This window comes from Acerihabitans arboris, assembly GCF_010131535.1.
Lineage (GTDB): Bacteria > Pseudomonadota > Gammaproteobacteria > Enterobacterales > Enterobacteriaceae > Acerihabitans > Acerihabitans arboris.
In genome coordinates this window covers 394,436-404,761 of record NZ_WUBS01000001.1, presented here as the reverse complement: position 1 = coordinate 404,761, position 10,326 = coordinate 394,436, and the positions used below count along the sequence as shown (strand labels likewise).

Sequence of the window (10,326 nt, the reverse complement as noted above, 5' to 3'; positions counted from 1 at the left end):
AGAGGTGGCTGACGCGATGGAAACGCTCATAAAAGCTATCCCGGTATCCACACCTTCCTTTTTAAGCGATGCATCCGCGCCGGGAAATGCCCGGCCGGCAGAAGGCGCCATACCGGGCGTTGCCATGGCAAGGAAAACCCGTGTTTCGCAAACGGAAAACGTTCAGGCTATGCTCTCCGCCAAGGGCGCGTCGCAATCCCTTGCATCACCTGGTTCCGGGCTGGCGGAGGAAATCCTGCGCAACGCCCGGGCAAATTTGAAACCCATACCGCCGCAATCCGCTCATTCCACCAAGAGTGACCCCATGGCCGAATCACTGAACAAGGCGCGGACCAATTTAAAAAGCGGGGTTCAACTCCCTGCCTATTTTTGGCATAAAGTGAAGCCAATAGACGATATTGCCAATGCTGTCACGGAAGCTAAGCCTATTGCAGACAGAGAGAAAACAGCCAATGGAAAATAATATGATGCCCGGCTCGGCATTATCCAGCGACCTTCAACTGATACGGGGCGAACTATACGCCATGCTGGCCTACCGCCTGGGACGTAAGAAGGCCGACATTGCCGGCCGCCTTAATTTGGCGGCGGATCTTTATGTCGACTCTCTTGATTGGGTGGAAATTGAGATCGGCGTAGCGGAAACCTTCGGCGTTGAACTCAAGGAAAACGATGTAGCATCGATGCAAACTGTTGACGACCTCTTACGTTTCCTCGTCGAAGCGCTTGACGCACAGCGGTTTAATGGAAAGTAAAATACTAATTCATCATCCTATCATTAATAGTATTTTTAGTGGGGATAAAGGTTGTCATTGGCTTTCATGGGTTAATTAAAAACTCTTTTAGTTGTGGCGTGGGTTATGTGGGTGCGATAAAAAGCTGTTTTATGTATGCGGGAAAATATGTCATACTCTTCCAGTCCTGGTGTGGGATGAATGATGTATGAGTTTATAATTATTGAAATGAAAATAATTAAACCATTTATTAAAGCATATATGGTTAATTATCTTAGTCTTCCCGGATAATTTATCATTTTTCCATCATGAAGTAATAGGCCGCGGGGTATTATACTCTTTAGCATTACGATCCCTAGAGTACGAAGAATATTTTACCATGCAAACAGATCAAGGTAAAACAGACCGCCCGGATAATACTGCCGTTGTCAGGCTGCTGAATGGTATTTTAAAGGGATGCGAATATCCTTTATCCGCGCGGAAAACATTATTCATAGCGGCGGACTGCGACACGCTGGAAAGTGAAGGCGCCTCCTCCTCATTTCCCGAGGACTGCGTGCTGGTACCCACCGAGGGAGGCGGGGTTAATTTTGAAATTATCCGCCCCGCCGCCCCAGACCAAGGCATTCTGCTGCGGCGGCTGGACGACAGCGGCGCGGATGATATCTTGCTGGCATCCAACCAGCCGGTCACGGTGGGCGCGCTGGCGCTGGCGGTAAGAGCCGCCGGCGAAACCTGGTCGGATGGGGTACTGAACTATCAGCGGGGTGCGATGGCCGGGGCATCCGCGGCAATGGCGGCAAAGGGCCCCGGACGCGGCAGGTGGCGTTTAGCCGTACTGGTCGCCACGGCAGTCGCCGTGCTGGCGCTGGTATTCTTTTTAAAGACCCCGGATGCGCAACAGCGGGAAATTGTCGCCCTGACGCAACAGCTCGGCGATGAACCGGGCAAATACCGTATATTCCCCGGCCGCGACGGCGTGCTGTATGTCCAGGCGGATAACGAGCGCGCCGCAGCCTGGGGGCGCCAGTCACTGGTGCGCCTCAAATCGCCGCAGTCGATAAAAATCAATAGCCATGAAGAGGAAAAACGGCGTATCGAGCGCTGGCTGGGGCAGAATTTCCCCGCATTAAATCTTCATCAGCTGCAGTTTGACCAACCGGCCGAGCCGGTGCTGATGGTAAGCCGGCAGCGCGGCCGGCTGGACGAAACGCAGCGCGGCGACATCAGCCGCGGGTTAATGAAACAGTTGCCCTACGCCGAACATATCCATTTTGCTGAAGTTGACGATGACATCGTGTCCAGACAAGCGGAAGAGGGGATAAAAAAACTGGCGATAAGCTATACCAGAATTAATAACCAGGATAGCGTCACGTTTGTTATCGACGGAGCCATCAATGATGGCGAGCGTCAAAGGATCCGTTTTTTTGTCGAGGAATATGACCGGCAATGGAGCGGAAATTATGTCCAATTCGCCATTGAGTTAAAAGACAATTGGCTGAAAGATAAATCATTTAAATACGGCCATCTGGGTTTTGTCAAAATGACACCCGGACATTGGTATTTCCCTAACATTAATTGAATAGGTATTATTATGAGTATTTTTGATATTTACGCCAATAATCGAGTGGCGATAGCAGATGCCCAAATCAGAATGGATGACGCGCAGCGAGATTCAGATGCCGATCCGTTCAACCAGGAATTATTGCTGAAAGCGAAGGCTGCCTCGGCGGATATGGATGTCAGGGCGGGCTGGGTCAATTACCGGGTGACCTCCAAGCGCGAGGCCATATTAGGGATAATTAATAAATCGTAATCTCATTTATTGGAGTAGATATTATTTCACCATGAGCGTTTCAGCATTTATAGCGACCCATACATGCGGGAATGATATGACGGTGGGGTATGCCAAACGTAACTTTATCTGTGAATTCCAGGCCGCCTGACGCTTATCTCCGGGCACGAATTTCCTGGTTAAGGAGCAACATGACTATAATTGCCAAGATTGAATTACCTAAACAAGTCCATGTCATAAAGCAGGATGCTGCGGAGGATTCCGTCAGCCCACTGGCATCCTTAGCCGCCTCGGCGGTGGTGACCGACGCGGAACGGAAAAAACTTATGGAAAATCCAATATACACCCACGGGCCGGATAATCAGCTGCAGGCCGTCTACGCCATGGCGCTGAACTCGGATGAACGGGTTGCCACAAGTTGGGCGAGCGCGCTGGCCTCGAGGGGAGTCAACTTCATTCGCACCCTGTTAAGCGGACAATGATGTTTAAGCCGATATTAAGCGCCTGCCTGCTGGCGCTCTTGCTTACCGCCTGCAATGACGAGCCGTTGCTCAAAGGCCTGGATCAACAGCAGGCCAATGAGGTTATCGCCACCTTGCAGCGCAATAATATCCAGGCGGGCAAGGCCGATAAAGGCAAGACCGGCTATAGCGTCAGCGTGCGCAAAGCCGATATTCCCGCGGCGGTGGATTTGCTGAAAGCCCATGACCTGCCTTCGCAGCCGCGCATGGAAATTTCCCGGCTTTTCCCCAGCGACTCGCTGGTATCATCGCCGCGGGCGGAAAAGGCGCGGCTTTATTCCGCCATAGAGCAGCGCCTGGAGCAGTCGCTGCAAACCATGGACGGCGTGGTGTCCGACCGGGTCCACGTCAGCTATGACATCGATTCCGGCGATACCGGCAGGGCACCGGCGCCGATGCATATATCAGCCCTGGTCACCTATCAAAGCGACGTTGATCCCATCCTGATGATCAACGATATCAAGAGGTTCCTGAAAAACAGCTTCAACCAGGTCGATTACGACAATATTTCCGTGGTGCTTTCCAAACAGGCGCCACTGCAACACTATGCGCCGGTGGACATCCAGGTGGACGGCTCCGGCCATCTTACAAAATTTGCTTCCGGCGCGGGGGTGGCGCTGGTTGTCGCCGTGGCCGGGCTGGCCTGGTATCGGCGCCGGGCAAAAGCGGCGCCGGCGCAAAGGATGACCAGTCATGAAAACGATCGCGCCGCTTGATAGCATACTCTGCGATCCGCTGTCATGGATGCATCCGCGGCGCTTGCCGCTGCCGCCGGCTCTGGGCGGCGCCAGTTCGCGCTCGATTATCAACGGGATGATTATCCGATCGCATAGTTGGTCGGTTGAATACCCCCCGCCCTGCGCAAGCCGCACGGCGGATCTTTTTATCCGCCACTGGCGCCGGTTGCCGCAGGTCGCTTTGCTGATAGCGGTACAGCGTCATCGGGCTTCGCTTGCCCGGCAGGGACGGTTATTGCAGTTGCCGCCCTGGGCGCGGCAATTCTCCGCGCTGGCGATCGTCGATTCCTATGATGATGGCAACGCGCCGGTGGAGATTCCAGGCACCCTCATTGCGTGGGGAAAACGCGAGCTGCTGGCGTTCGGCGACCCATTGCCGTTGGCCATCCGCCAGCGGATTTCCCTGTTATTCTCACCCGAGCTGGACCGGGAAACCGGCTGCGAACCCAAGCCTGTCCCAAGCCAGCTACTGATAAAACTGGCTTTCCAACATGCCGAAAGATATTCCACTACGCCGGATGCCGCCGATTTTAGGCGGCGTATTGATCAAGCGCCGGCAGTTGGCGCGACAACGCGAGGCGCTTGATGTCATAAGCGAAGCGCGCCGTCAGGCGCGCAATATGGTTAAACAGGCGCGGGCCGAGGTTGAGCTGCTGCGCCAGCAGGGTTTCCGGGACGGGTACCAGGAGGGCATGGCCACGGCCGCCGCCGCGGTGGCCGATTATATGTCCCAGGGGCAGCGCCTGGAGGCCGAATTACAATGCCAAATCAACGATCGCGCGCGCCGGTTATTGTCGACGGCGCTGGACCATCCCGACAGCCTGTTGGCGCTGGTGGACGAATGGCTGGCGTCTTTGCCTGAGCCGACCCCGGCCGAGCCGATGATATTACTGCTGCCGGAATCGGCGCGAAAATCCCATGTGCGGCTTAAACGGCGCATCGAGGCGGCATGGCCTGGTGCCGGCGGCATTGAATATCATCGGGAGAATCGAGTCGTGATGAAGTATGGCCACCAGGTGGCCGAGTTCGCCCCGGAGGCTGTGTTAGCCGAGGGCGTTCGGCGCCTGGGTACGCTCGCCGGCTTGCCGGATAACTGCCGCCGGCTCACCGAATCCGGGCTGCGGCGGTTACACGAGGTCTTTTTGCAGCAGCATGCCCTGGGGCACCCGGAGCCGAAGGAACGTTAATGAACTGTAATCGGCGCGCTAATAGCGCCGCGCCGTTAGGATACAATTTACTCTATTTTGCTATCATCAAATCCTGGGTAGAAGATGAAACTAAAAATAATGATAACGATGGTGCTGGCGGTACTGATAACCGGCTGCGCCAATGCCCCTCGTTTCGCCGTCCCGGGCCGTTCGGCCCAGAGTACCTATTTGTCCCAGGTAGCCAGCCCCGGCTGTTTGGGCGCGGCATCCATCAATCCTACCCTGACGCCACCGGCGTTGTACCAGGGCATGGTCAGCTGTATTAAAGCGGGAAGGAATAATGACGGCGTATTGCTGTTTGCCCTGGCCGGAACCTACTCTTATTTTGACGCGCTGCGGCTGGATACCGACGCCGCCAGGCAAGCCCATTCCTCCATGCTGGGCGAAGCGTTAAAAATGATCAACGCTAACCAGCAGCAGGCGTTTTGGCAGTCGGCTAACGGCGCTCTAGGCGACAGGCAACAGCTTGCCGCTCTGTGCCGGCAGATCGACGCCATCGGCAAGCCGGTGTATTTCCCACAGTATGTCATGCAACCCTCACGCATAGGGCGGGGAGCGGCCATGCCGGCCAATACCGACCAACTATGGAAAACCGCCATGAACAGCTATCTGCACTGCGCCACCGATGTGATGAGCATCCGTTAACGCCGGCCCTTGGGGAGGTGCCTATGGCTATTGCGGCGGCGGAACATGTACTATATCCGCCATGAACCAATATGAACAGGGTGAACCTCCCCGCATGGATACAGCGTTACCGTTTAATAACAACGAGCCGGTGAATCAACAAATCTACCGCCTGATGCGTAAGGATATCGTCGAGTGCGCCATTGCGCCGGGCAAGCTGTTATCGGAAAAGGATATTGCCGCCCGTTTCGCCGTGTCGCGCCAGCCGGTCAGGGAAGCCTTTATTAAACTGGCCGAAGCGGGCCTGGTGCAGATCCTGCCCCAGCGCGGCACCTTCGTGATGCGGATTTCCGCCAAACGGGTGGCGGATGCGCGTTTTATTCGCCAGGCGATGGAGTGCGCCATCGCGCGTCGCGCGGCGCTTAATATTACCGAGCGCCATATCATGCTGCTCGAGCATAATCTGCATCGCCAGGAACTGGCGGCGCAGAACCAGCAGGTGCGCGAATTTTTCAGCCTGGACGATGATTTTCACCGGCTGCTGACCGGGATTGCCGATTGCCCCCTGGCCTGGGATATTATTGAATCCATCAAGGCCACCATGGATCGGGTGCGTTTTCTCAGCCTGGGGCAGGTATCGCCGCCGCAAAGCTTGATCAGCCAGCATTATAAAATCTTCGACGGCGTCAAAGCCCGGGATGCCGATGCCGCCGAGCAGGCCATGCGCGATCATCTGCAGGAGCTGATCTTTTCCATTACCCCTATTTCCCAGCAGAACAGCGATTGGTTCGACGATAAATAATCGGGCAACCGCTTACTTCTTCATCAACGATTTTAAGTTGGCAAAAGGATTGTGGGTGGCCACGCCCACGTCTTTTTGCGCATCCTCGCCGGCGACCACCGTCGAACCATACTGATCCGCCTCGGTGTACTTTGAGTGCTCATGATCGTGGCAATACAGGCAGAGCATTTCCCAGTTGCTGCCGTCTTCGGGGTTATTGCTGTGATCGTGGTCGATATGATGCACCGTCAGCTCACGCAGATTGGAGTAGACAAACTCCCGCGAGCAACGGCCGCAAACCCAGGGGAACAGCTTCAGCGCTTTTTCGCGGTAGCCGGTCTCAAGCCTGGCGTAGTTTTTTGGAATATAAGCCATAGGGAACCCGTTTGGTCGGAAGATGAGGAACGTTGGGTGTATTTTAAACCAAAACCGTCCCGTCGGGCTATGTATTAACCGCCGGCGCGGAGAAGGCGCGCCGATCAATCCCTGTGATCCATGCCATGGCAGGCGGCGATAAGGTCTATGCTTAAGAGTCGCCGCCTGGCGCGGCAATATCTTTTGGCCTGTTTAAACCGAAGGGACGCTGACGCCCATGGATATTACGCATTTCATTGCCAATTATGGTTATTGGGCACTGTTTATCGGTTGCCTGGCGGAAGGTGAAACGGTCACGCTGCTGGGGGGCGTGGCGGCGCATGAGGGCCTGCTGCGCTATGCGGCGGTGGTGGCGGTGGCCGCACTGGGCGGTATCGCGGGCGATATGGCGCTGTATTTTACCGGTCGCCGGTTCGGCAACCGGGTATTGCGCCGGTTTAAAAAGGCCCAGCCGAATATCGAGCGGGCTAATCGGCTGATTTTAAAGTACCCACTGTGGTTTGTGGTGGGCGTGCGCTTTATGTACGGCTTTCGGCTGATAGGGCCGATAATGATCGGCGCCAGCAGGCTTGACCCGAAAAAATTCATCCCCCTGAATATCCTCGGCTCGATTCTCTGGGCGCTGATTTTTGTCAGCCTCGGCTACGTGGGCGGCAGGATTATCGCGCCATGGTTGCAAACGGTGGATCATCACCTGAAATACCTGTTTTTGCTGGTGGCGCTGCTGGCGCTGGTTTGGCTGCTGCCGAGGACGATACGTTATCTGCTGCGCCGCCGGCGTCGTCGGCGGTCTTAGCGTAAGGCCGATGCCCGCGGGCGGGCGCGCCTTTTTGTGATTCATTTCTCATCGGGCTATTCACCTGCCCAAAAAATCCCGCGCGCCATGGGCAAATTCTGTGCGGCCGACTGCTGTCGCCGGGATGTTGGTTATTTATACTTATTTTACATAAATAAAATAATCAACGGATTAACATAATAATGAAAATAACCTTGACCCGCTGTACCCAACTTAGCCTGTTGCTGTTATCCACCTGTGCCGGCGCGGCGCAGGCGGCCACCTATGCCTATGTCTCCAACGCCGACAGCGCCGATATCTCCGTCTTCCGCCTCGACGAGGCGAGTGGCGCGCTAACGCCGGTGCAAACGCTGGGGGTGGGTGGTACCGTTATGCCGCTGGCATTGTCTCCCGATAAGCACCATCTCTATGCCGGGCTGCGTTCCAAACCTTATCAGGTATTAAGTTTAGCCATCAACCCGGCCGACGGCCGACTGACCCAACGCCAGGCGGCGCCGCTGGCGGAAAGCATGGCCTATATTTCCACCGATAATACCGGCCGCTGGCTGTTTTCCGCCTCCTATGGCGGCAACCAGCTGGCGATCAACGCCATTAACCCGGAAGGCCTGGCGGGGGAGGTGCGGCAGGTTATCAAGACCGGCCCGATGGCGCACGCCATCAGGAGCGCGCCGGATAACCGCTATGTCTTTGCCTCGGTACTGGGCGCCGATGCCTGGCTGCGCCTGCGGCTGGACGCAAAAACGGGTCAGCTGGCGCAGGATAAGGCGCCCGCCTACGCGCTACCGGAAAAATCCGGTCCCCGGCATTTTGTGTTTTCACCGGATAAACGTTTTGTTTACCTGATCGACGAGCTGGACGGCAAGCTGCATGTATTAGCCTTCAACCAGGACAAGGACACCGTGAAACCGGTGCAAAGGGTATCGATCCTGCCGGCGGATTTTACCGGCGATAAACCCTGGGGCGCGGATGTGCATGTCACCCCGGACGGACATTTCCTGTTTGCCTCCGAACGTACCTCAAGCACCCTGGCGGCGTTCAGGGTGGACAAAAAATCAGGCCAGCTCACCCGCATAGGCACCTGGCCCACCGAGAAGCAGCCGCGCGGTTTTAACATCGATCCTTCGGGTAACTATTTACTGGCGGTGGGGCAGCTCTCGCCGCAGATGAGCGTTTACCGCATTGATAAAACCACCGGCTCGCTTAAATCCCTCGGGCAATACCCGGTCGGCAAAGGCGCCAACTGGATTGAAATGGTGAAATACTGAGCGGCGGCGCAAACCGTTAATCAGCGGGGGTGGGCGGGGGAAGCCCGCCCGCCCCAAAAAGAGTTCCTTACGCCCGCCGTTAATGTCTGTACGCCCACCCTTGATGAGAGAAGAATTTCAGTTCTCCCGCCAGCCAATGCTTTTTTTCAAAAAATGCCGCCTGCCCTTAGCCGCGTTCAGACAAGTCTCATAATGACACAGAAAGATACATTTTCTTGACAGCCGGACGGTGATGCATCAAAACTTAACTGTACAGTTTTGTTTTGGAGGGTGGATTTCAATGATTTTTCAAATCACCCAACTCCTTTTGGCACCATGGGAAAGATAATATGAAAAAACTATTTTTGCTGGGTTTGCTTGCCTGCATGCCGTCATTAAGCGGCTGTCTTTCCATCGGCGGGCACGGTTATCACGACCGGCCGCGACACGACTATCCTCATCAGCGCGACGTAGACCGTCACCACGACGGCGGCCGGGATCATCGTTGGCGCTAAGGCGGCGGTTCTGGAACCATGGCTTACCGGCATCGTGCGTCTTGAACCGGCGGGCGGGCGCCGGCTGTGCCGATTTACCCAGGCCGGCCGGCGGGCGGCGTTTCTTTAATCCTGCCGGCGCGGCTTGCGGCTCAGTCATTGCTTTCTGCCGGTGGAAACGGGGCGGCGCCGGTCAGGAACAGGTTGACCGCGCAATTGACCATTTGCTGAATCCGGGTAAGGCTTACCGGCTCTAGATGACGCTGGAAGGTGCGATACTGGATCTCGGCGGTTAATAATGAGGTGAATTGCAATGCCTTGACATGAGAATCGCCCGGCCGTAATTCCCCCCGATCCATGGCGCTGGCCATCAATCCCGACAATTTTTCAATACTTTCCCGCGGTCCCGAATCATTAAACAGCACCCCGATATCGGAATGACCCGCCTCGCCGATCACCATGCGATACACCGCTATCGCGCTGCTGTCATTGGTTAACACGGCCAGCATCCGCTCGCCGAACCGCGTCAACTTGTCCCTAAGCGGCTCATCCGGCCGTTCCTCCGTCATTAACTCGACGGCGGCCTCGGAGAGATGCTGGGTGGCATAGGCACGAACGACGGCGGTGAACAGTTCCTCTTTTGAGGGGAAATAACCATAAAGCGTCGCTTTAGAACCGCCCAGTCGTTTCGCCAGTTCATTCATCGAGGCGCGCTCATAGCCCATCTCCTGAAAAAGCAGGGCCGCGGCCTCGACAATAGCCTCACGGCGTTCGTTGGTTCGTACCTTCATCGTCACTCCTGAAATATAAATAAACCAAATTGTACATTTTCTTGACAGACAAATGATATTAATGCAAAACTAAACCGTACGGTTTTGTTTAGGTTAATTTTTACACTCTACGTTTCAAAACCGGCAATGTAAAGACAAGAACAATTGTTAACCACGTCATCACCATGTGGAACATACGGTCGCTCAAACAGGGCTTTCAAAGCGATTATCGGTGGCATTTTCATCTACA

Annotated in this window: 15 protein-coding genes; 13 read left to right on the top strand and 2 right to left on the bottom strand. The window is 55.4% G+C overall.

What is annotated here, in order from left to right; genetic code table 11:
- The 10 genes from GRH90_RS01845 to GRH90_RS01800 all read left to right on the top strand — a co-directional run.
- On the top strand, positions 1–463 hold a 463-nt coding region (locus tag GRH90_RS01845), incomplete at its 5' end, for a hypothetical protein (RefSeq protein ID WP_218586191.1).
- The gene (locus tag GRH90_RS01840) at positions 453–752 is read left to right on the top strand and encodes a phosphopantetheine-binding protein (protein ID WP_162364180.1); all 300 of its coding nucleotides are present in this window, start codon (positions 453–455) and stop codon (positions 750–752) included. The genes GRH90_RS01845 and GRH90_RS01840, both read left to right, overlap by 11 nt.
- Before the next feature lie 358 nt (positions 753–1,110).
- On the top strand, positions 1,111–2,313 hold the full coding sequence (locus GRH90_RS01835; RefSeq protein ID WP_162364179.1) for a PrgH/EprH family type III secretion apparatus protein: 1,203 nt from the start codon (positions 1,111–1,113) through the stop codon (positions 2,311–2,313).
- Between the two features lie 12 nt (positions 2,314–2,325).
- Positions 2,326–2,547: a hypothetical protein gene (locus GRH90_RS01830; protein ID WP_162364178.1), complete on the top strand. Its 222-nt coding sequence runs from the start codon at positions 2,326–2,328 to the stop codon at positions 2,545–2,547.
- 170 nt (positions 2,548–2,717) lie between these two features.
- Entirely contained in the window at positions 2,718–3,008 is a 291-nt protein-coding gene (locus tag GRH90_RS01825) for a hypothetical protein (RefSeq protein ID WP_162364177.1), read from the top strand.
- Positions 3,005–3,763: an EscJ/YscJ/HrcJ family type III secretion inner membrane ring protein gene (locus GRH90_RS01820; protein ID WP_281352679.1), complete on the top strand. Its 759-nt coding sequence runs from the start codon at positions 3,005–3,007 to the stop codon at positions 3,761–3,763. Before GRH90_RS01825 ends, GRH90_RS01820 begins: the two co-directional genes overlap by 4 nt.
- A complete protein-coding gene (locus GRH90_RS01815; protein ID WP_162364175.1) occupies positions 3,741–4,370 on the top strand; it encodes a type III secretion apparatus protein OrgA/MxiK in 630 nt (209 codons plus the stop codon). Before GRH90_RS01820 ends, GRH90_RS01815 begins: the two co-directional genes overlap by 23 nt.
- Complete coding sequence (locus GRH90_RS01810) at positions 4,276–4,971, top strand: HrpE/YscL family type III secretion apparatus protein (RefSeq protein ID WP_162364174.1); 696 nt, start codon at positions 4,276–4,278, stop codon at positions 4,969–4,971. The genes GRH90_RS01815 and GRH90_RS01810 overlap by 95 nt, the downstream gene beginning before the upstream one ends.
- A gap of 84 nt (positions 4,972–5,055) precedes the next feature.
- The gene (locus GRH90_RS01805; RefSeq protein WP_162364173.1) at positions 5,056–5,637 is read left to right on the top strand and encodes a hypothetical protein; all 582 of its coding nucleotides are present in this window, start codon (positions 5,056–5,058) and stop codon (positions 5,635–5,637) included.
- 94 nt (positions 5,638–5,731) lie between these two features.
- Entirely contained in the window at positions 5,732–6,418 is a 687-nt protein-coding gene (locus tag GRH90_RS01800) for a GntR family transcriptional regulator (RefSeq protein ID WP_162364172.1), read from the top strand.
- A 12-nt stretch (positions 6,419–6,430) separates the two neighbouring features.
- On the opposite strand, the gene yajD is transcribed toward GRH90_RS01800, so the two are convergent.
- Positions 6,431–6,772: an HNH nuclease YajD gene (yajD, locus tag GRH90_RS01795; RefSeq protein WP_162364171.1), complete on the bottom strand. Its 342-nt coding sequence runs from the start codon at positions 6,770–6,772 to the stop codon at positions 6,431–6,433.
- Between the two features lie 217 nt (positions 6,773–6,989).
- Here yajD and GRH90_RS01790 point away from each other — a divergent pair, with 217 nt between their 5' ends.
- The 3 genes from GRH90_RS01790 (at position 6,990) to GRH90_RS01780 (ending at position 9,327) form a co-directional block, all read left to right on the top strand.
- Complete coding sequence (locus tag GRH90_RS01790; protein WP_162364170.1) at positions 6,990–7,568, top strand: DedA family protein; 579 nt, start codon at positions 6,990–6,992, stop codon at positions 7,566–7,568.
- 182 nt (positions 7,569–7,750) lie between these two features.
- The gene (locus GRH90_RS01785) at positions 7,751–8,833 is read left to right on the top strand and encodes a lactonase family protein (RefSeq protein WP_162364169.1); all 1,083 of its coding nucleotides are present in this window, start codon (positions 7,751–7,753) and stop codon (positions 8,831–8,833) included.
- Positions 8,834–9,162: 329 nt separating this feature from the next.
- Positions 9,163–9,327, top strand: coding sequence for a hypothetical protein (locus GRH90_RS01780; RefSeq protein ID WP_162364168.1), 165 nt, complete (start codon positions 9,163–9,165; stop codon positions 9,325–9,327).
- Between the two features lie 131 nt (positions 9,328–9,458).
- Here the strand turns inward: GRH90_RS01780 and GRH90_RS01775 are convergent, their stop codons facing one another.
- Positions 9,459–10,097, bottom strand: coding sequence for a TetR/AcrR family transcriptional regulator (locus GRH90_RS01775; RefSeq protein WP_162364167.1), 639 nt, complete (start codon positions 10,095–10,097; stop codon positions 9,459–9,461).
- Positions 10,098–10,326 lie beyond the last annotated feature (229 nt).

Coding starts and splice junctions, on each gene's coding strand:
- GRH90_RS01840 (WP_162364180.1), top strand. CDS start 453: ATGGAAAATAATATGATGCCCGGCTCGGCATTATCCAGCGACCTTCAA.
- GRH90_RS01835 (WP_162364179.1), top strand. CDS start 1,111: ATGCAAACAGATCAAGGTAAAACAGACCGCCCGGATAATACTGCCGTT.
- GRH90_RS01830 (WP_162364178.1), top strand. CDS start 2,326: ATGAGTATTTTTGATATTTACGCCAATAATCGAGTGGCGATAGCAGAT.
- GRH90_RS01825 (WP_162364177.1), top strand. CDS start 2,718: ATGACTATAATTGCCAAGATTGAATTACCTAAACAAGTCCATGTCATA.
- GRH90_RS01820 (WP_281352679.1), top strand. CDS start 3,005: ATGATGTTTAAGCCGATATTAAGCGCCTGCCTGCTGGCGCTCTTGCTT.
- GRH90_RS01815 (WP_162364175.1), top strand. CDS start 3,741: ATGAAAACGATCGCGCCGCTTGATAGCATACTCTGCGATCCGCTGTCA.
- GRH90_RS01810 (WP_162364174.1), top strand. CDS start 4,276: ATGCCGAAAGATATTCCACTACGCCGGATGCCGCCGATTTTAGGCGGC.
- GRH90_RS01805 (WP_162364173.1), top strand. CDS start 5,056: ATGAAACTAAAAATAATGATAACGATGGTGCTGGCGGTACTGATAACC.
- GRH90_RS01800 (WP_162364172.1), top strand. CDS start 5,732: ATGGATACAGCGTTACCGTTTAATAACAACGAGCCGGTGAATCAACAA.
- yajD (WP_162364171.1), bottom strand. CDS start 6,772: ATGGCTTATATTCCAAAAAACTACGCCAGGCTTGAGACCGGCTACCGC.
- GRH90_RS01790 (WP_162364170.1), top strand. CDS start 6,990: ATGGATATTACGCATTTCATTGCCAATTATGGTTATTGGGCACTGTTT.
- GRH90_RS01785 (WP_162364169.1), top strand. CDS start 7,751: ATGAAAATAACCTTGACCCGCTGTACCCAACTTAGCCTGTTGCTGTTA.
- GRH90_RS01780 (WP_162364168.1), top strand. CDS start 9,163: ATGAAAAAACTATTTTTGCTGGGTTTGCTTGCCTGCATGCCGTCATTA.
- GRH90_RS01775 (WP_162364167.1), bottom strand. CDS start 10,097: ATGAAGGTACGAACCAACGAACGCCGTGAGGCTATTGTCGAGGCCGCG.